Below are 17,779 nucleotides of genomic sequence, written 5' to 3'. Positions count from 1 at the left end.
CATGGCCAGCGGACATCGCGCTGCCAGGATCCCGGGTCGAGACCTAGGAGGATGTATGCGATTCACTCTGGCCGCCATCGGCCTCGTCGCGGCCACGCTCACCTTCGCCGCCCCGGCCGCCGCCGCGCCGTCGCCCGCACCCGTGCCCGCCGAGCAGGCCGGGGAGCCCTCTCCGGTGCCCTCGACCCGCGCGCGGGCCGCGACTCCGGCGCCGGCACCGGTGCCGCGGCGCGGCGAGAGCCGCCCGGTTCCCGACGGCGCGCCGCAGACCGGCGGCGGCGTGCCCGCCGCGCTCCCGCTGGGTGGGGTCCTTCTCGTCGCGGGGGCCGCGACGGGCCTCATCGCCCTGCGGCGACGCGGCGCGGCGTGACCCGCAGGGTCCTCGGCCTGGCGGCCGCCGCCCTCACCGTGACCGGGACCCTGCTCGCGGGCGGCGCCCTCCTGCCCAGGGAGGCGCCGCCCGCCCCGCCGCCCGCCGAGGCCGTCGCCGCGGTGCTCCCGGTCGCCCGTTCCGCCGTCGGCCTCCCCAGGTCACGCCCGGTCAGGCTCGACGTCGAGCGCATCGGCGTCCACACCGGTCTGATGATGCTGGGCCTCAACGCCGACGGGACCGTGCAGGTCCCCGAGGAGCCCGAGGACGCCGGCTGGTACGCCCCCGGCTACGCGCCCGGGGAACCCGGCGGGGCGGTGATCCTCGGGCACGTCGACGGTAAGGGCCGCGACGGCGTCTTCCACGACCTCGGCCGGATGCGGCGCGGCGACGTCATCGCGGTCACCCGCGCCGACGGGAAGACGGCCCGGTTCACGGTCACGTCGGTGGAACGGGTGGCCAAGAACCGCTTCCCCGCCGAGCGCGTGTACGGCCCCCTCGACCACCCCGCGCTGAGACTGGTGACCTGTGGTGGGTCCTTCGATGCCGCGACGGGCCACTACCGCGACAACGTCATCGTCTACGCGGAGTAGGGGCGTGCGGGCCCGTCATTCCAGATGGGCCCGCAACGCCGCCAGCGGCCCGTCCCAGTCGCGCGCCAGCACGGCCAGGAACCGCTGCGCCACCCGCATCGGCTCGGTCTCCACGCGGTAGCGCACCCGCCGCCGTTCACCCGGCTCGGCCACCACCAGGCCCGCGTCGGCGAGCAGCACGAGGTGCTTGGCGATGCCCTGCCGGGTGATCGGCAACCGTCCGGCCAGGTCGGTCGCGGTGGCCGGCCCCCGCTCGGCCAGCGCGGCCAGGATGGCCCGCCGGTTGGGGTCGGCCAGGGCGGCGAAGACCGCCTCCGCGACCGTCTCGGGCGACTCGTCAGCCATTGACGTAGGCGACCAGTTCGTCGAGCTCGCTCTTCCAGCCGCGGGTGTTGCCGTCGTAGGCCTTGGCGTGCTCGTCGTGGTCGAGCTGGGCGAAGCCGGTCTCGACGACGGTCAGGCTGGTGCCCCCGTCGTCGGGCGTGAGGGTGAACTCGACGTAGGTCCGGCGCGGGTCGTTCTCGGGCAGGCCGTAGATGTGCCACGAGTAGGCGAAGACCGACTGCGGGTCGAGCCGCTCGACGCGCAGGCGGGCGCTGTCGCCGCTCTGCCAGCTCAGCTCGACCGTGCCGCCGACCTTCACCTCGCCCTCGGCCGCCTCGCCGAACCAGGTGCCGAGCCCTTCTGCGGTGGTGATGGCGGCCCAGACCTGTTCCTGCGGGCGGCCGATGTGGACGGTGCGTTCGATCCGATCGGGAAATGCCATCGGAACCCCTCCGTGTGTCGCAACCATTTGGTTGCCACTAATCTATGGCAACCGATTGGTTGCGTCAACCCTCAGGCCCGCCGGAAGCGCGAGCCCCACTCCCTGACCTGTTCGGCCAGCTCAGGCGGCTGGACGATCTCGAAGTCCGCCCCCACCACCCCGAGCGCCATCGTCGGCCAGTCGAGGGTGTTGCTCGTCATCACCATCCGGCAGCGCGCCTCCCCGATCGCCTCGACCGTGCACCACCGGCCGATCCGCTCCCGTACGACGTCGGCCGGGGCCTCGATCAGCGCCTCGACCTCGTAGGGGACGAACTGGTTCTCCAGGCCCTCGTTGACGAACGCGGCGGCGTCGGCGGCGGGCAGGTCTCTGGGGCGGAAGCGGGTGCCGGTCTTCTCGGGCCCGGTCATCCGGTCGACGCGGAAGCTGCGCCAGTCGTGCCTGGTCAGGTCGTAGGCCACGAGATACCACCGGTAGCCGGTGCAGACGAGGCGGTGCGGCTCGGTCAGCCGGTCGGACTCGCGGCCGCCGGCCGCCGTGTAGGAGAAGCGGATCTGCTCCTGGTCGCGGCAGGCCAGGGCCACGGCGGTGAGCACGTCGGGGTCGATGCCCGCCCGGGGCGAGCCGTTCCAGCCGCTCGGCACGGTCATCGTGCGCAGCGCCTCGACCCGGTGCCGCAGCCGGGCCGGCATGACCTGGACGACCTTCGCGAGCACCCGTACCGACGACTCGGCGATGCCCTCGACGGCGCCCTGCGCGGCGGCCTGGAGGCCAACGGCCAGGGCGACCGCCTCCTCGTCGTCGATCACCAGCGGGGGCAGGGCCGCCCCGGCGGCCAGCTGGTAGCCGCCGTCGACGCCGCGTTGTGACTCGACCGGATAGCCCAGCTCGCGCAGCCGGTCGACGTCGCGGCGCAACGTGCGGACCGAGACCCCGAGCCGTTCGGCCAGTTCGCCGCCGAGCCAGTAGCGGCGGGTCTGGAGCAGGGAGAGCAACCGCAGGGTCCGGTTGCTGGTGTTCGCCATACGTCGATTCTGGCCGTCATAAAGGACAGGAAGTGGCCGCTATGGGGGTCAAGCTGGATTCATGAGCGAACGAGACGACCTCCTCCAGGCCCTGGCCGCGCACCGCGACTTCCTGCGCCACACCGTCAGGGAGCTGACCGACGAGCAGGCCGGCCTGCGCACCACCGCGAGCGAACTGTGCCTCGGCGGCCTGATCAAGCACGTCACCTCGGTCGAGCGCGGCTGGTCCGAGTTCATCGTGCGGGGGCCCTCGGCCATGGGCGACTTCACCCAGATGACCGAGGCCGACTGGCAGCGCCGCGCCGACGAGTTCCGCATGCTGCCGGGCGACACCGTCGCCGGGATCCTGGCCGAATACGAGAAGGTCGCGGGCGTGACCGACGAGTTGGTTAGGAACCTTCCCTCACTCGACGCGACCCAGCCGCTGCCGAAGGCGCCCTGGTACGAGGAGGACACGTCCTGGACGGCCCGGCGGACGCTGCTGCACGTCATCGCCGAGACCGCCCAGCACGCCGGTCACGCGGACATCATCCGTGAGTCCCTCGACGGTCAGAAGACCATGGGTTAGAAGTCGTCGGCGGTCCGGATCCGGTCACGCACCCAGACACCCGCCTCCTTCAACCTGCTGGTTCCCGTGTACGGGCCGCTGTTGCAGGTCCCGGTGGTGAAGACGGCCCCCGTGCGGAAGTCGTCGGAGAAGTTCCAGTTGACCCAGCTGACCTTCTTCTGCGCCATCAGGTCGATGTACTGCTGGGCCCTGCTGAAGTTGTTCCCGCCGTCGCCGGACGCCTCCTGGGTGCCGAACTCCGAGACGAACATCGGCAGCAGGTCGGCGGCCCTCGACAGGGCGTTCAGGTACTGGGTGCCGTGCGAGGCGGCGTAGAAGTGGAACGTGTACATGATGTTGGTGCCGGAGACCGGGTTGTTGCGGATCGTGTCGGTCTGGTCGCCGGGGCCGGAGACGCCGAGCGACGACCAGGCCGGCGTGCCGACCAGGACGGGGGCGTCCGGGTCGTACTGGCGGATCGTCGGGACCAGCGAGTTGGCGTAGTTGCGGATGACCGACCACGTGACGCTGTCGCCGTTGGGCTCGTTGGCGATCTCGTACAGGACGTTCTTCTTGCCGTTGTGCCGCTGGGCGATCTCGGTGAAGAAGGTCCGGGCCCTGGTCAGGTTGTAGTTGGGGTCGCCGGGGGTGAGCATGTGCCAGTCGACGATGGCGTACATGCCGCGGGCGGAGGCCATCTCGATCAGGTTGTGGACCCGGTCGGTGTAGAGGCGCGGGTTGGTCTCGTAGCCGCCCTCCTGGATGTACATGGAGATGCGCAGGACGTCGGCCTTCCAGTCGGTGGCCAGGGCGTCGAGCGAGGCGCTGTTGAGGCACTGGTTGTACCACTGGATGCCGTGGCTGCTCATGCCCCTGAGCTGGATCTGCTTGCCGGCCTCGTTGCACAGCTTGACGCCGCAGACGCGGAGCTGGCCGTTGGCGGCCACCGGGGTGCCGCCACCGGTCGACGACTCGGTGTAGACCTCGAACTCCCAGAGGGAGTAGCCCCACTGGGTGGCGCGGGTGGTGCCGTACATGCGGATGTAGCGGCCGGTGCCGGAGACCGTGAGGTCGTCGGTCGCGCCGTTGCCGGTGGTCGTCGAGTAGATGCTCGACCACGTTGCGCCGTCAGGCGAAACTTCGATCCGGTACGCCGACGCGTAGGCCGTCTCCCAGGTCAGCTTGACGCGGGAGATCGGGTACGAGGCGCCGAGGTCGATCCTGATCCACTGCGGGTCGACGCCCTCGGCCGACGCCCAGCGGGTGCCGGTGTTGGCGTCGACCGCCTTGCCGGCCTCCAGGCCGGAGCCCTCGATCGACGACGAGGTGGCGGTCTTGCCGGTGGAGATCAGGACGGGTGCGGCGGCGGCCGGCGCACTGACCGTGGTCAAGCCGGTCAGTATGAGCAGGGCGACGAGCGTGCTACGTAACATAGGCGCTCCTATGGCGAGTAGTTAGGAAGGTTTCCTAATTTGACGTGGAGCGTAAAACAACGTCAAGCAACACGCAAGCGCTTCGGATAGTTGATCATTCAACAGATCGCGGTCAGCCGGTCGCTGTCCGCTTTCTGGCACGAAGTGCGACTTGTCCGCCCCGATCAGGGCACCTGTTGGCAATCAGTGACAGACATGATCATGGGCGATGTGTTCAGGTCCTGAATGCGATAAATGTTCTGCATGAAAACGAGGCTGCTTCGCTTTTTAAGCGCTCCCCTCCTCGCCGTCTCCCTCGTGCTCTCGGTCTTCGGCGCGCCGGCGCGTGCCACGACCGACCCCCTCGCACAGGAGTGGCTGACCACTTGGAACACCTACAAGTTCACCCAGGTCGCCGACCCGCTGCCGGCCGGCCGATCGCGCGCCTCCCAGAGCATCTCCATCGTGATCAATGCTCCCCGGGCCCAGGTCTTCGCGGCCTACTCGAACTTCAACAACCACATCGGCGCCAACCCCGTGCTTGAGCGCGTGGTCACCCACAGCGACAACACCCGGCTGGGCAAGCGGTACAAGAACCTCACCGCCATCGAGGTCATCCCGATGGAGCCGGCCCCGCTCACGCTGAACACGCACGCGCGGCAGGTGCTCGACCTGAACGAGTTCTATTACACGGTCGACTCGTGGTCGACGGGCTACATCGTGACCCACCAGAAGATCACCTTCGAGCGGGTCGGCCTGTACAAGACCAAGGTGACCGAGAACCTGACGTTCGAGACGCCCTCTGAGCTGATCGACCTCGCACTGACCTCCGGCGTGCAGGCGCACCAGGGCATCCAGACGGTCCTGAAGCAGCGCATCGAGAGCGGCGCCCTCTAATTCGTCCACGGCGACCGCCACCTGGCAGCGGTCGCCGTCCTCCGTTTTTCCGTCGGCCCGGGTGGAGAAGATCCAGGTCATGGACGGTATGGGGCGAAGAACACTATTCGCGGGCGCGGCGTCTCTCGCGCTCGCCGGTTGCGCCGCGACCGACACGACGCTCCGGGCCGTGCCCGTGGCCACCGCGTCCGAGGGTTACCCCGGCTCGCCGAAGGCCGCCTTCGACCGCCTGATGGCGGGCAACCGGCGCTGGATCACCGGCGCGCTGCAGCACCCCGACCGCGACCCCACCCGCCGCGAAGTGCTGGCCGCCAAACAGAAGCCCTACGGCGTGGTGTTGTCGTGCATCGACTCCCGGGTGCCGCCCGAGCTCGTCTTCGACACCGGCCTCGGCGACCTGTTCGTGATGCGCACCGGCGGCCAGGCCATCGGGCCCGTGGTGACCGGGTCGGTCGAATACGGCCCGATGACCGGCGGCACCCCGCTGATCGTCGTGCTGGGTCACCAGCGGTGCGGGGCGGTGGAGGCGGCGTACACGGCGCTGAAAGACGGCAAACCGCTCCCCGGGAACCTCCAGTCGATCGTCGAGGCGCTGCGGCCCGCCTACGAGGCGACCACACGCGAGGGCAGCGCCGACCCGATCGAGACGATGACGAAACACCAGGTCACCCTGACCGCCGACGCGCTGCGCGGCAACGGCGACCTGGGGCCGCTGGTGACGGACAAGAAGCTGGCGGTGGTCGCGGCCTACTACTCCCTCGACACGGGGGAGGTCGAGGTGCTCAACGGGACGCCCGGCTGATCGCGTCCAGGAGAGCCCTGGCCTCCGTCGTCAGGCGGTTGCCGGTCGTGCGCGCCGCCGTCTCGGCCAGGCCGGGGAGCTCGGCCGGGGCGTCGGCCAGCAGGGCGGCCGTGGTCGCGACGGCCAGCAGGTCGGCCAGGCCGGCCGGCGCCCGGTCTCCGGCCTTCGGCAGCAGCGTGGGGATCGCTTCGGCCAGCAGGGCCCACGTCTCACGATGGCCGCCGGAGAAGACGAGCTCCTTCAGCAACGGGGACACCCGGGCGAGCTTCACGGCGCCGGCCCGGACCAGCTCTCCCAGGGCCCAGCCGAAATCGGCGCCGGCGAACTCGTCCCGGGCGATGAGGATCTTCATGGCGTCGAGGGCGAAGACCTGCTCCGCGGGTCTCTTGTGGCTGAGGGCCGTCACGATGGCGCTCGCCGTCGCCCGCCCCACCGGCCCTTCTCCCTGGACGAGGGTCGTCAGCACCTCCGCTTTAGCCTGGCTGGTCAGCACGACGCCGGTGGCGAAACACTCCAGCACGTGGGCGGCGACCACCTCCCGGTGCGACGGCAGGAAGAACGGCCACCACCCCATGTCGTCGGAGAGCCCGGCCCAGTAGTCCCCCGGTTTCAGCGAGCACACGCCGGCGATCGACGCCGGGAGGTCGGGCCGGCCCGGCCGCATGCGCACGTGCATGGCGGGGACGCGCCGGTAGGTGTCGTATCCGATGACCCGCGTCATGGCCTCGACGCCGCACTCCATGATCGGTTCGGGCAGGCCGCCGTCGTGCAGCCGCAGGAGCGCCTGGGCGTGGTCGAGCGGGAGCGGTTCGTGCTCTCCCAGGAGTTCGCGGCGGCTGGTCAGCGTCGCCGCGTCGACGTGGCCGGTGGCCTCGGTCGGGGTGGCGAGCAGGACCGGGATCGTCCGGCCCGACTCCAGCAGGGCGATGACCTCACGCACCCGATCGGGGAACATCCGGTCGAGCGGCGGGTGGTGCGCACCGCTTTGGCGCAGGTATTCGGCGTTCTCCCGGGACGCCTCGGCGCTCTGCTCAGGCGACACGATCGCGCTCACGCAGTGGCGCAGCAGGAAGTAGGGATTGCCCGTGGTCCAGCTGCTCGCCGAGTTGAAGAGTTTCGGGCCATAGCCCTGACAGTTCTCCGCCCACCAGGGCCGCAGCGCCTCGGCGGTCGCGGCGCGGTCGCGGTGCGTCAGCTCGACGAGGGCGGCCAGGGTCCGCTCGACGTCGACCATGCGGAACGAGGGCTCGGCGTCGAGTGCGGCGATCAGCTCGTCCGCCGAGACGATCGGCGGGGGCATCTCGGGCAGCGAGAAGGTGATCTCCAGGGGGCCGGCCACGGGCAGGTCCGCCGGGGGCGGGGCGGCGACCTCGCCGAAGGCGGCGGCGATCTGGGTTCGCAGCTCCCACGGCAGGGCGCTCGCCGCCTCGCGGATCGGGTCGACCGCGGCGGGGGTGGCGTGGGGGGCGAGCTTGCGCGCGAGCCGTACAGCACGGGCGCGGAGCGCGTGGTCTTCCTGGCCGAAGACCAGGGCGAGGGCGGCGAGTGCGCCGTCGGCGCGGTCGGGGGTCGCCGCGGCGATCCAGCGCACGGCGGTCGTGACGTGGGCGCGCTCCGGCCGGAACGCCAGCGCGCCGACCGTCTCGGCGAACAGGTCGGGGCTCAGGCCGACGGCGTCGTCGTAGCGGCGCAGTTCGCCCGCGGCCAGCCGGGCCAGCGGGCCTGCGGCGATCGGCAGGGCCCTGGCCAGGTCGAGCACGGGCATCTCGTCGAAGGTCGGCTGGAGCCGGTTCCACAACTGCACGAAGGGGTCGACGTCGCGGGCCTGCCCGTGGGTGAGGAAACGGGCCGCGCAACCGTCGATGAGGGTCTGCCGCTTGAGGCGGCCCCCGGCCGCGAGGTCGGCCAGCGCGCCGACGACGTGCCCGCGCCGGCTCAACGGCGCGGCGACGCCTTCGGCCGCGAAGAGCCGGTCGACCATGACGTCGAGGAGAGGATGGTCGCCGACCCGGGTGACGTCCCAGAGCCAGCCGGCGACGAAGGCGTCGTTCGCCGGCGGCTCGACGCCGGTCTCGATCACCAGGGAGGCGGCGAGGCGCCAGTTCGGCGGGGCGCCGCGCCGGTTGGGCCGCAGGCCGGTGACCAGCCGGTGGGCGAGGTCGCGGCGCCAGGCCTCGGGCCGGTCGCGGAGGACGTCGAGGACGTGCTCGGCGTCGGCCTCCGGGTCCTCCGGCTCGCGTAACTCGCGGCGGTCGAGCCAGGCGGCGACCTGGGCCGCACCCGGGAGGCAGGCCGCGCCGGCGACGCGGAACGGGTGCGCGGAGACCCGCCGCCCGGCCAGGTAGCCGGGCAGTTCGGCGGCGACCGCCTTGCGGTCGACGTCCCCTGTGGGGAAGGCGTGGTCTCCGCCGAGTTCGATCCATTCCCGCACCCGCTGCCAAGTCATGCGCGGCACGTTAGAGGCGACCACCGACAAACCGCCTCAGTCGACCGTAAATTGACCCCATGGACCTTGAAGCCCGCGCCTCCGACCAGGACCGGGAGACGACCGTCAGCCGCCTCAAGCAGGCGTACACCGACGGACGGCTCGCCGCGGACGAGATGGAGCAGCGTGTCGAACGCGCCCTCACGGCCGTCTCGCAGGGCGACCTGGCCGCGCTGCTGGCCGACCTGCCCGAGCGGCCGGGGGAGGTGGTCACCGTCTCGACGAAGGCGGGCAAGATCCTGCGTACCGGGCAGTGGCGGGTGCCGAAGACGCTGCGTATCGAGTCCGTCTACGGCAACCCCCACCTCGACCTGAGCGAGGCGGTGATCGAGCACGCCGAGGTCACCTTCGACCTCAACCTGAAGTACGGCTCCGCCGAGATCCTGCTGCCGCCGGGCGCGACGGCCGACACCGACGGCGTGCACTGCGAGTGGGGCAGCGTGGCCTCCGACGTCCCGGGCGCGCCCCGGCCGGGGTTCCCCCACGTGCGGGTGATCGGCGAGGTCGGCTACGGGAAGGTGCGGGTGCGTTACCGGGGGGCGCGCAGGCGGCGGTGGTTCACTCGGGGCGGCGGGTCATGAACACGTCGACGTCGTCTTCGGTGTCGAGGGTGAAGCCCCGGCGTTCGTAGAGGCGGCGGGCCGGGCTGCCCCGGAGCACGTTCAGCCGGACCGTCACGCGGTCGCGGTCGCAACGTTCGAGCAGCCGGTCGAGCACGGCCGAGCCGATGCCGCGCCCCTGGTGGGCCGGGTCGAGATAGAAGTGTTCGAGCCAGACGACGTCGCCGTCGGGCCGCATCGCCACGCAGCCCGCGAAGGCGCCGCCCACCTCGATCGTCCAGGTGTGGCCGGGGACGAAGCCGTCGCGCAGGCGCTGCCGCACCCGTCGTCCGTCGTAGCGGCCGAGCCTTTCGAGGTCGGCCCGCAACACGACGGCCCGCAGCTCGGCCACGGCCTCGACGTCGTCGGGCGAGGCGGGCCTGAGCACCCATTCGGCCAGGATGCGGGCGAGGTGGTAGTCGACGGTACGCCCTACCTCGGCCTTGGTGCGGCGGCCGTGGAGCAGGTCGAGGCCGAGGCCGCTGACGCCGCCGACGAGCAGGTCGGCCTCGCGGGCGGCGTCGATCGACGGCTTCGGCCCGGCGGCCGTGATCAGGGCGGCGACCAGGTCTTCGAGCGGGCTGTCGTCGGGGAGGAAGACCTCGGCCAGGGCGGGGTCGGTGAGGCTGCGCGCGTAGTAGGCGGTCAGCACGCGCAGGCCGGTCTGCCGCTGGTCGTCGAGCGGCAGCAGCTCTTCGAGGGTGGCCCGCAGCACCGCGCGCGGATCGGCGGGGTCGCGCAGCGCCGCGATGCGCTCACGGGCCCGGCCCTCGTTGTCGCGGTGCAGCATGCGCAGCGCGGTCACCAGCAGGTCGTGCTTGCCGGCGAAGTGATACTGCACGACGCGGGGTGAGACCCCCGCCTCGGCGGCGATCTCCCGCACGGTGGCCATCTGGAGCCCGCGCCCGGCGGCGATCCGCCAGACCGCCTCGACGATCTGCCGTCGCCGCCCGGCCGGCTCGGGCTCGGCGGGCGCCGGGACCGGCGGATCGCGCCGCGACCGGTAGGCCCTGGCCTGGCACGCGCGGGAGCAGTAGACCGGGCGGCGCCCCCGGGCCGGTGCCCGCAACACGCCGCGACAGACCTTGCACGTCATTTCGTCACGCACCTGACCAGCCTAAATTGCGTGACGTATTCGTTGCTACGCCGAGTTTCCTGCTGCTGTCATTGATACGTCCGTACCACAAGGAGGGAACTGTGAACGAGGCCTGGTATCGGCTGGCGATGCTCCTCACGCTCGTCGCGGGGGTTTGGGAGGGGCCGATCGCGATCATCTTCCGGGTGTTCACCGACAAGGGCCCGAGCTGGCTCGTGGCGGCCAACTACCTGCCCGAACCGTGGTGTTACGTGGTCGCCGTCACGGCGGCGGCGGTCGCGTTCGCGGTGATCGCCGTGCTGGACGTACGACACAAGAAGGCAACTAGTCACTGATTTTGACTGTCATGATTAGTGACTATATGGTCGGATCCATGACGACAGTGGAAATCACCAGGTTCCGGGTCTCTCCCGAGCGCACGGCCGAGCTGCTGGCCACCCGCGCCGGCATGGTCGCCGACTTCGAGGCCGACCGCGAGGGGTTCCTGGGCGCGAAGCTCATCGAGCTGCCCGGCGGCGAATGGCTCGACATCGTCGAGTGGCGCACCCCGGCCGACTTCGCCGCCTCCCGGGCCAAGGGCGGCAACCTGCCGGGCATCCAGGCGTTCTTCGCCGTCATCGACGCCCTCGTCTCCTCCGAAGAGGGCACGCTGCGTTAGCCGCCGACGAGCTGCCGCGACCGTTCCCACAGACGACGGCCGAGCTCGGCGTCCCTGGCCGCCGCCGACAGCGGCACCAGGGTCGGGTATCCCGATCGCCCGCCCCGGCCGCCGGGGCCGACGTACGACCCGGTGGCGAGGCCGGGCTCGGTCGCGGCGAACAGCTGGGGCAGCGCGCCCATCTCGGGGCTCTGGGCGAAGAGCCGTCCGGTGACGCGCATGACGACGCCCGTCAGCCCGGTCCCCTTGCTCTGCATCGGCGTGTTGCTGTAGCCGGGGTGCGCCAGCACGCTGGTGATCCCCTCTTCGCGCCGGGCCAGTTCGACCGCGAAGAGCGCGTTGGCCAGCTTCGAGGCCGAGTAGGCCGCCAGCGGGCTGTACCTGCGCGTCCAGGCGAGGTCGTCGAGGTCGAGTTCGGCCTTCTCGTGCAGGTACGACGTCACGGTGACCACCCTCGGGGCCGGCGACCGGCGCAGCGCCGGCATGAGCAGCTCCGTGAGGGCGAAGTGGCCGAGGTGGTTGGCGGCGAAGTGCCGCTCCGCGCCCAGGGCGGTCACCGAATGGGCGACCATCGAGATCCCGGCGTTGTTGACCAGCACGTCCACCGATTCCGAGCCGATCTCGGCGGCCGCCCGGCGGATCGACCCGAGGTCGAGCAGGTCGACCCGGCGCACCGCCACGTCGGCCCCCGGATGGGCCCGCCGCAACGAGGCCGCCACGCCCTCGCCGCGCACGGCGTCGCGGACGGCGAGCAGCACCCGCCCGCCGCGCGCCGCGAGTTCCCGGGCCGTCACCAGCCCGAGCCCGCTCGTCGCTCCCGTCACCACGAAGGTGCGCCCCTTCTGATCGGCCATACGGTCCGCGGTCCAGTTCATCTCTTCTCCTCTGCAGGTCAGGAACGCGGAAAAGCTAAACCTTTCCATTAATGTGAAGGTCAATAGCCTGGGTGAGGAGAGCGATGAAGATCGGTGACCTGGCCGCGAAGACGGGCGTCGCGCCGCGGCTGCTGCGCTACTACGAAGAGGTCGGCATCCTGCACCCGTTCCGCAGCGCCAACGGCTACCGCTCCTACGGCGAACCGGCGATCGAGCGGGTGCTGCAGATCCGTGAGCTGCTCGAATCGGGTTTCACGACCGAGATGATCCGCGAGGTGCTGCCCTGCCTCGACGACCCGCGCCCGGCCGAGTGCGTGGTGAAGGTCGACCTTGAGGCGCTGCGCCGCCAGCTCGGCAACGTGGAACGCCGGATCGACGTGCTCCAGCGCAACCGCGACGCGATCAAGACGTACCTCCAGATCTGGGAGGAGAGCCCAGGCGTAACGTCGGACTCATGAGCGAAGTGCGGGTACGCCGGGTCTACGAAGACCCGGCCGACGACGACGGCACCCGGGTGCTGGTCGACCGGCTCTGGCCTCGCGGGCTGGCCAAGGCCGCTGCCGACCTCGACGAGTGGTGCAAGGAGATCGCCCCTTCGGCGGAGCTGCGCACCTGGTATCACCACGACCCCGACCGGTTCGCGGAGTTCGGCCGCCGCTACCGGAACGAACTGACCACCCCCGAGCGGGCGGCGGCGGTCGCGCACCTGCGGGAACTGGCCCACGAGGGGGTGCTGACCCTGCTCACCGCGACGAAGAAGGCCGACGCCAGCGAGGCGGCCGTACTCGCCGACCTGCTCAGGTCCGCCGGCTAGGCCACCTGGTCGGCCGCGCCCTCGACCGGCCGACCCGCACGGGGCTCGTCACCCAAATGGCCGCCGCGCTGCACGCCCTCGCGAGTCGTTGACTTTGTCGCAAGCTTTGACGCACTATGTTGAGACAAAGCTTGCGACAAAGGAGCCCACCATGACCCGTGAGCCGTTAACGGACGCGCCCGAGGCCGCTCTCAAAGAGGCGGAGTCCTGGCTGGCGCAGCACGACCTCGCCGACGCCCGCCCGACCCCGCTGCTGGCGCACCGGCTGGTCGCCCGGAGGTACGCCCGTCTCTACGGCTCGATCATCCTGGCCGTGCTGATCGTCGGAAGCTCGGGCGCGGCGACGTTCAGCCGGTTCGGCGACGGAACCGCCCGCACGTGGTCGCTGGTGGCCATGATCGTGCTGGTCGCCGGCCTGCTGGTGGCCCAGGTGCTGCTCGACCGGTGGGTGCGCCAGGTCGACCGGCGAGCGGGCGCCACGTTGTCGCGCCGGGCCGCCCATCTGATCCAGCCCGGCTGGCGGACCGTGCTCGGCCGCCCCTACGCCGTCTTCGCCGCCGCGGTCTTCGTCGGCTCGATGCTGCTCACCGGCAGCGCTCTGGCCCTCCCCGACGAGACCGTGCGGCGGCTGGCCGTCGTCATGCTGATCGGCCTGCTAGGCGCGACCGCCATCAACGCCCTGCAGCTCCGCCACCTGGTCCGCCACCCGGTCGTGGCCGAAGACGAGCGGTCACTGACCGCCGACGTCATCATGCGCGTCGAAGACGCCCGCGACCTGACCACACCGAACGTGCAGTGGACGCTCCCCATGATCCTGCTGTTCGGCACCGCCCCCGGCTGGTGGAGCGCCGCCGCGATGGGCTACCTCCTGGTGAGCCTGGCCGCGTTCATCGTGCTCCGCAAGAAGACCCCGTCGAGCACGACGGTCGCCAGACAGGCCGTGGGCGCCCGATGATCGTCATCGACGCCACCTCACCGGTCCCCCCCTTCGAACAACTGCGGGCCCAGCTGGCCAAGCAGATCCACGACCGCACCCTGCCCGTGGGCGCCCGCCTCCCCACCATCCGCCACCTGGCGGCCGACCTGGGCCTGGCCGTCAACACGGTCGGCCGGGCCTACCGGGAACTGGAGGAAGCGGGCCTGATCGAGACGAGAGGCCGCGCCGGCTCGTTCGTGTCGGCCTCCGGCGAAGAGGGCCGCGAACGCGCCCGCCAGGCCGCCGCCGACTACGCGGCCGTGATCGCCAGCGTCGGCATCGACGCGACCGAGGCGCTCCGCATCGTCCAGGCGGCTCTGCGCTCCGGCACGACCGCCCCGACCTCGCCCTGATGAACACGTCGACGACATGGCGCACGCCGCCAGTGGAGGAACCGCCGTGTACAGCTGCGTCCTGCTGGTGACGACACTCTGGGGACACCGTTCGTTCCTCGGCGTCCCGGCCCTGGACTGGGCCGGCGTGGCCTGGCTGGGCGTGGTCGTGCTGCTGTCCGGATCAGTGACGGCGGTCGCGACGGTAGCCCTTCATGGGCCTCAGGAGAAGGCGAAACACAGCGAGGACCAATGCGACCGCGAACAACGAGGAACACATGTTCAGGAGATCGCCCAACGACGTCCGGCCGGTCTCACGGGCCCATTCCGTGAGCAGAAACGTGGCGATCAGGCCCAGCACATAGCCGAGTAACACCGACGCCCCATCGTCCCCATCTCGCATGAATTGATCATAGAACTGCCATCGGCCCGGTGGCACGATGGCGATATGGCCGACGCGAAGAAGACTCAGCTGAACATGCGTCTGACACTCGAGCTCAACGAGCAGCTCACCTGGGGAGAGCTCTACCGTTTCGTCGAAATGGCGAAGCGCGAAGGCCGGGGCCTGCACGAGCAGGTGGGCACCGAGCCAGACGAGAAGGGGACCGGCGTAAACGCGTTCTTCCTCTATCTCGATGACGAAGTACAGGCGGCCGCGACTTTGCTCCCCAGAACGGAACCGTCCGTGAGAAGAGCGAAACCCGCCTGAATTCCATCCGGAATTCACCGTGCACCCGTGGGGCGGGCGAACGCTGCACGGCGCCGCCCGCCCCCATCGCCTCAGCGGGAGCCGGCCTGTTCGCGACCCGGCAGCGAAGTGACGGGCATGCCGTCCGGCTCCGCAGGCCACAACCTCCGTCGCACACCCTCCGCCCGCCGGACCCTGCTCACGACCACCGCCCCGAGTCCGAGTACGGCGATCACGAGGTGGATCACCGCTACGAACACGGCGACGCCTCCCCAGCCGCCCGCCTCGACGGGATCGAGGAAGAAGTACGGGTACCAGCGGTCGCTCGACTCGGCCGCATAGGTGAGGGCCATGGCCGTCCAGACGGCCGGATGGACCAGCCACAGCGCCACCGCGGCGAGGGGCAGCGGCCGCGCGGGCGGCGCGGCGATCCACCACACGACCATGAGAACCGGCACCGCCTGGTGGAGCACGAAATCGGAGAAGCTCCACGGCGCCCCGGGTTCGGCCAGCAGGACGTTGGCGACGATCCCGGTGATGGCCATGTCCACCACGGCGAGCCCGCGCAGGTACTCGGCCGCCTGACCCGGATGCCGCCCACGCAGGAGCGCAACCCCGAACACCACGCAGGCGGCCACGGCCAGCAGATTCGATTGGGTCGTGAAATACAGGAACAGCCGGCCTCGGCCGAGGAAGGGGTTGGCGTCGTCCCAGGCGAGCAGCGGATCGACGACCACGAAGGTGACCGTCGCGACCAGCAGCAGCGCGCCGGCGACGAGGACGGGACGCGCGGGAGAAGCAGCGACCACGGGATACCTCTCTGATCAGGTGTGTGTCGGAGGACGTCCGAGCACTCTCACCCGCCGAGGGCCGCAGCCGGTATCCGGAGCAGCCCTGACAAGGCCCTCTGCGCTGTACGGGGTAGCCCTGAATCTGGGCTTGGCATGCCTTGTCCGGACACGGGAGACGCCCGGAGGAGGGCCGTTGCGCGACGTTCCCTGGCGAAGTCTCGGGCCCGTACTGCTCATCGCGGGACTCGGGTCGTGCTCGGTGGTCATCCTCGCCATCGCCCGCGCCGGCGGCATCGGCGGTTACACGACCCACCCGGTCTCGACGCTCGCCCTGGCGGGTGGGGCGACGGGCGTCGCGCTGCTCTCCCGGCGCTCGGCCGGCCGCACCGGCCGTTGGCTGCTGGCACTGGCGGCCGCCGTCCTCGTCTATCTGATGCTCGGCGCGTTCGCCGTCGTCGCGGTCACCGCCGACTCCGCGCTGACGCCGTTCCTCCTGGGCGCCTGGGGTGGATGGTGGCCGATACCGCTCGCCGTGTTGCAGCTGGCGGCGCTGCGCGCCGATCCTCGCGCCCGCCGGTGGTCGATCGGGTTCGGCGTCGTCGTCACCGGCGCGGCCGTCTGCCTGGCACTGGCCCTGGAACCGGTGAAACCGTTCGCCGGTCACCCGCCGGCGGCTCCGGACGGCTGGCGTACGGCCGCCGCGACAGCGGCCTCCACCATCCTCATCAGCGTCGTGATGCTCGCCGTCGTGCTGTTCCTGGCCCATCGGGCGCGCCGGGTCCCGGTGGACGAACGCGCCGGCGCAGCGCTCGCCGCGGCCGCCGCGGCGGTGGCACCTCTGTCGATCATCGTGTGCATGGGCACCGCCGTGGCGAGCGGCCCCGGCGACATCGCGCCGACCGACGGCAGCGTCGTCTACCTCGTCTCACTGGCCGGGGGTTGCCTCGTCGGCGCGTGGGCGCTGATCGCGTCCACGAACGTGCGGTGGCTCCTGTCCGGCGTGCTGGGCGGCTACGCCGCGATCGGCGTGACGCTCGCGGTGACGTGGACGGGGGCGGCGCTCCGCCCGGAGGGCCCGTTGATCTCCGGTCTCGCCGTGGCCTCGGTCACCGCGGTCATCGGGGTGGCCTGGTGGCGGGCCTCCACGGCGTTGACGGCCTTCGTCCATCCCGTCGTCCCGCAGCCCGCCGAACCGCCACCAGCCAGAGAGTCGCCTCCCGGGCTCGAAGTGCTCAGCCCCCGCGAGCGCGAGGTCCTCGCGCTCGTCGCCACGGGCGCCCGCGACGCGGCGATCGCCGAGCACCTGCACCTTTCGCAACGCACCGTCGAGACCCATCTGCGGCGCATCTTCATCAAACTCGGGCTCGAGAGCGACGACGGCCGCAACCGCCGGCTACTCGCCGCCCGCGCCTGGCTGGAGGCCGTGGGCACCGACGTCCCGACCGACCGCTGATCAGCCGGCCGATGGGTGCGGCCGCGCCTGGAAGGCCGGGGGGCCTGGCGAGGCCGGCCCACACGAGCAACCGTCGTCGGCGGCGGTGGAGTAGTCGCTCACGACGGCTGCGGCCCGGCCCAGTCGCCGTGCGCCACGATGGCCAGGTCTTCGGGGTCGACGTCCCTGCCCGACACGGTGCGTGCCCCGATCACGACGGCTTCGCCGGTGCCCTGCTCCACCAGGCGCAACGGTCCGCCGTCGTCGCCCTGCAGGTGCTTGTTTCCCCACTGCATGAGCGCGAACACGACGGGAAAGAGGTCCCGGCCCTTGTCGGTGAGGTGGTATTCGTACCGGGTCCGCTTGCCCGGCTCTCGGTAGGGCCGCCGGTCGAACAGCCCGATGACAGTCAGCTCCTTGAGCCGCGCCGCCACGATCGCGTCACCGATCCTGGTCCGCCGGGTGAAGTCGTCGAAGCGGGTCGTACCGTAGAACGCCTCCCGCAGGATCAGCATCGACGAGCGTGTGCCGACGACCTCCATCGACTTCGCGATCGAGCAGTCGTCCAGCCGCCACGTGCTCCGATCGGCCAGCACCCCCTCGAACGTCAGCGACATCGTC

General features: G+C 71.1%; 24 protein-coding genes. 15 read left to right on the top strand and 9 right to left on the bottom strand.

Annotation, left to right across the window (positions count from 1 at the left end):
• Positions 1–55 precede the first annotated feature (55 nt).
• Both AW274_RS09155 and AW274_RS09150 read left to right on the top strand, forming a co-directional pair.
• Positions 56–370: a hypothetical protein gene (locus AW274_RS09155; protein WP_062430622.1), complete on the top strand. Its 315-nt coding sequence runs from the start codon at positions 56–58 to the stop codon at positions 368–370.
• Complete coding sequence (locus AW274_RS09150) at positions 367–963, top strand: class F sortase (RefSeq protein WP_062430621.1); 597 nt, start codon at positions 367–369, stop codon at positions 961–963. The genes AW274_RS09155 and AW274_RS09150 overlap by 4 nt, the downstream gene beginning before the upstream one ends.
• Positions 964–978: 15 nt before the next feature.
• On the opposite strand, the gene AW274_RS09145 is transcribed toward AW274_RS09150, so the two are convergent.
• The 3 genes from AW274_RS09145 to AW274_RS09135 all read right to left on the bottom strand — a co-directional run bounded on the left by AW274_RS09145 (position 979) and on the right by AW274_RS09135 (position 2,754).
• The gene (locus tag AW274_RS09145; RefSeq protein ID WP_062430620.1) at positions 979–1,308 is read right to left on the bottom strand and encodes an ArsR/SmtB family transcription factor; all 330 of its coding nucleotides are present in this window, start codon (positions 1,306–1,308) and stop codon (positions 979–981) included.
• Positions 1,301–1,729 (bottom strand): SRPBCC domain-containing protein, encoded by a 429-nt coding sequence (locus AW274_RS09140; RefSeq protein ID WP_062430619.1) that lies wholly within the window; start codon positions 1,727–1,729, stop codon positions 1,301–1,303. Before AW274_RS09140 ends, AW274_RS09145 begins: the two co-directional genes overlap by 8 nt.
• 71 nt (positions 1,730–1,800) lie before the next feature.
• Positions 1,801–2,754 carry a helix-turn-helix transcriptional regulator gene (locus AW274_RS09135; protein WP_062430618.1) on the bottom strand — a complete coding sequence of 318 codons (954 nt, stop codon included), beginning with the start codon at positions 2,752–2,754 and terminating at the stop codon, positions 1,801–1,803.
• A gap of 61 nt (positions 2,755–2,815) precedes the next feature.
• Here AW274_RS09135 and AW274_RS09130 point away from each other — a divergent pair, with 61 nt between their 5' ends.
• Positions 2,816–3,322 carry a DinB family protein gene (locus AW274_RS09130; protein ID WP_062430617.1) on the top strand — a complete coding sequence of 169 codons (507 nt, stop codon included), beginning with the start codon at positions 2,816–2,818 and terminating at the stop codon, positions 3,320–3,322.
• On the opposite strand, the gene AW274_RS09125 is transcribed toward AW274_RS09130, so the two are convergent.
• Positions 3,319–4,734, bottom strand: coding sequence for a cellulase family glycosylhydrolase (locus AW274_RS09125; protein ID WP_062430616.1), 1,416 nt, complete (start codon positions 4,732–4,734; stop codon positions 3,319–3,321). The two genes, AW274_RS09130 and AW274_RS09125, sit on opposite strands and share 4 nt — an antisense overlap.
• A gap of 243 nt (positions 4,735–4,977) precedes the next feature.
• Here AW274_RS09125 and AW274_RS09120 point away from each other — a divergent pair, with 243 nt between their 5' ends.
• Together AW274_RS09120 and AW274_RS09115 are read left to right on the top strand one after the other, a co-directional pair.
• On the top strand, positions 4,978–5,610 hold the full coding sequence (locus AW274_RS09120; RefSeq protein WP_062431827.1) for an SRPBCC family protein: 633 nt from the start codon (positions 4,978–4,980) through the stop codon (positions 5,608–5,610).
• Positions 5,611–5,698: 88 nt separating this feature from the next.
• Positions 5,699–6,412, top strand: a complete 714-nt coding sequence (locus AW274_RS09115; protein WP_232320048.1) for a carbonic anhydrase — start codon at positions 5,699–5,701, stop codon at positions 6,410–6,412.
• On the opposite strand, the gene AW274_RS09110 is transcribed toward AW274_RS09115, so the two are convergent.
• Positions 6,393–8,858, bottom strand: coding sequence for a hypothetical protein (locus tag AW274_RS09110; RefSeq protein WP_157519938.1), 2,466 nt, complete (start codon positions 8,856–8,858; stop codon positions 6,393–6,395). The two genes, AW274_RS09115 and AW274_RS09110, sit on opposite strands and share 20 nt — an antisense overlap.
• Before the next feature lie 59 nt (positions 8,859–8,917).
• Between AW274_RS09110 and AW274_RS09105 the strand changes: the two genes are divergently transcribed.
• On the top strand, positions 8,918–9,478 hold the full coding sequence (locus tag AW274_RS09105) for a DUF1707 SHOCT-like domain-containing protein (protein ID WP_062430614.1): 561 nt from the start codon (positions 8,918–8,920) through the stop codon (positions 9,476–9,478).
• On the opposite strand, the gene AW274_RS39025 is transcribed toward AW274_RS09105, so the two are convergent.
• Positions 9,456–10,568 (bottom strand): GNAT family N-acetyltransferase, encoded by a 1,113-nt coding sequence (locus tag AW274_RS39025; RefSeq protein ID WP_198169102.1) that lies wholly within the window; start codon positions 10,566–10,568, stop codon positions 9,456–9,458. The genes AW274_RS09105 and AW274_RS39025 overlap by 23 nt on opposite strands.
• Positions 10,569–10,693: 125 nt before the next feature.
• Between AW274_RS39025 and AW274_RS09090 the strand changes: the two genes are divergently transcribed.
• Positions 10,694–10,927: a hypothetical protein gene (locus AW274_RS09090; RefSeq protein ID WP_062430613.1), complete on the top strand. Its 234-nt coding sequence runs from the start codon at positions 10,694–10,696 to the stop codon at positions 10,925–10,927.
• A 38-nt stretch (positions 10,928–10,965) separates the two neighbouring features.
• Entirely contained in the window at positions 10,966–11,250 is a 285-nt protein-coding gene (locus AW274_RS09085) for an antibiotic biosynthesis monooxygenase family protein (RefSeq protein WP_062431821.1), read from the top strand.
• Here the strand turns inward: AW274_RS09085 and AW274_RS09080 are convergent.
• Positions 11,247–12,125, bottom strand: a complete 879-nt coding sequence (locus AW274_RS09080; RefSeq protein WP_198169101.1) for an oxidoreductase — start codon at positions 12,123–12,125, stop codon at positions 11,247–11,249. The two genes, AW274_RS09085 and AW274_RS09080, sit on opposite strands and share 4 nt — an antisense overlap.
• Positions 12,126–12,208: 83 nt before the next feature.
• Here AW274_RS09080 and AW274_RS09075 point away from each other — a divergent pair, with 83 nt between their 5' ends.
• The 6 genes from AW274_RS09075 (at position 12,209) to AW274_RS09050 (ending at position 14,956) form a co-directional block, all read left to right on the top strand.
• Complete coding sequence (locus AW274_RS09075; protein WP_062430611.1) at positions 12,209–12,583, top strand: MerR family transcriptional regulator; 375 nt, start codon at positions 12,209–12,211, stop codon at positions 12,581–12,583.
• The gene (locus AW274_RS09070; RefSeq protein WP_062430610.1) at positions 12,580–12,939 is read left to right on the top strand and encodes a DUF488 domain-containing protein; all 360 of its coding nucleotides are present in this window, start codon (positions 12,580–12,582) and stop codon (positions 12,937–12,939) included. Before AW274_RS09075 ends, AW274_RS09070 begins: the two co-directional genes overlap by 4 nt.
• A gap of 151 nt (positions 12,940–13,090) precedes the next feature.
• The gene (locus AW274_RS09065; RefSeq protein ID WP_062430609.1) at positions 13,091–13,894 is read left to right on the top strand and encodes a hypothetical protein; all 804 of its coding nucleotides are present in this window, start codon (positions 13,091–13,093) and stop codon (positions 13,892–13,894) included.
• Positions 13,891–14,268, top strand: coding sequence for a GntR family transcriptional regulator (locus tag AW274_RS09060; protein WP_062430608.1), 378 nt, complete (start codon positions 13,891–13,893; stop codon positions 14,266–14,268). Before AW274_RS09065 ends, AW274_RS09060 begins: the two co-directional genes overlap by 4 nt.
• A 46-nt stretch (positions 14,269–14,314) precedes the next feature.
• Complete coding sequence (locus AW274_RS40110; RefSeq protein ID WP_157519934.1) at positions 14,315–14,620, top strand: hypothetical protein; 306 nt, start codon at positions 14,315–14,317, stop codon at positions 14,618–14,620.
• 75 nt (positions 14,621–14,695) lie between these two features.
• A complete protein-coding gene (locus tag AW274_RS09050; protein ID WP_062430606.1) occupies positions 14,696–14,956 on the top strand; it encodes a hypothetical protein in 261 nt (86 codons plus the stop codon).
• Between the two features lie 71 nt (positions 14,957–15,027).
• Here AW274_RS09050 and AW274_RS09045 read toward each other — a convergent pair whose 3' ends face one another.
• Complete coding sequence (locus AW274_RS09045; RefSeq protein ID WP_062430605.1) at positions 15,028–15,744, bottom strand: Pr6Pr family membrane protein; 717 nt, start codon at positions 15,742–15,744, stop codon at positions 15,028–15,030.
• Positions 15,745–15,919: 175 nt separating this feature from the next.
• Here AW274_RS09045 and AW274_RS41865 point away from each other — a divergent pair, with 175 nt between their 5' ends.
• Complete coding sequence (locus tag AW274_RS41865; protein WP_157519932.1) at positions 15,920–17,179, top strand: helix-turn-helix transcriptional regulator; 1,260 nt, start codon at positions 15,920–15,922, stop codon at positions 17,177–17,179.
• A 98-nt stretch (positions 17,180–17,277) separates the two neighbouring features.
• Here AW274_RS41865 and AW274_RS09035 read toward each other — a convergent pair whose 3' ends face one another.
• The gene (locus AW274_RS09035; RefSeq protein ID WP_062430603.1) at positions 17,278–17,775 is read right to left on the bottom strand and encodes a winged helix-turn-helix transcriptional regulator; all 498 of its coding nucleotides are present in this window, start codon (positions 17,773–17,775) and stop codon (positions 17,278–17,280) included.
• Between the last annotated feature and the right edge of the window lie 4 nt (positions 17,776–17,779).

This window comes from Herbidospora daliensis (assembly GCF_001570585.1).
In the GTDB taxonomy this organism is placed as follows: Bacteria; Actinomycetota; Actinomycetes; order Streptosporangiales; family Streptosporangiaceae; genus Herbidospora; species Herbidospora daliensis.
The sequence above is the reverse complement of the archived record's forward strand: the minus strand, read 5'-3'. Positions and strand labels throughout refer to the sequence as shown.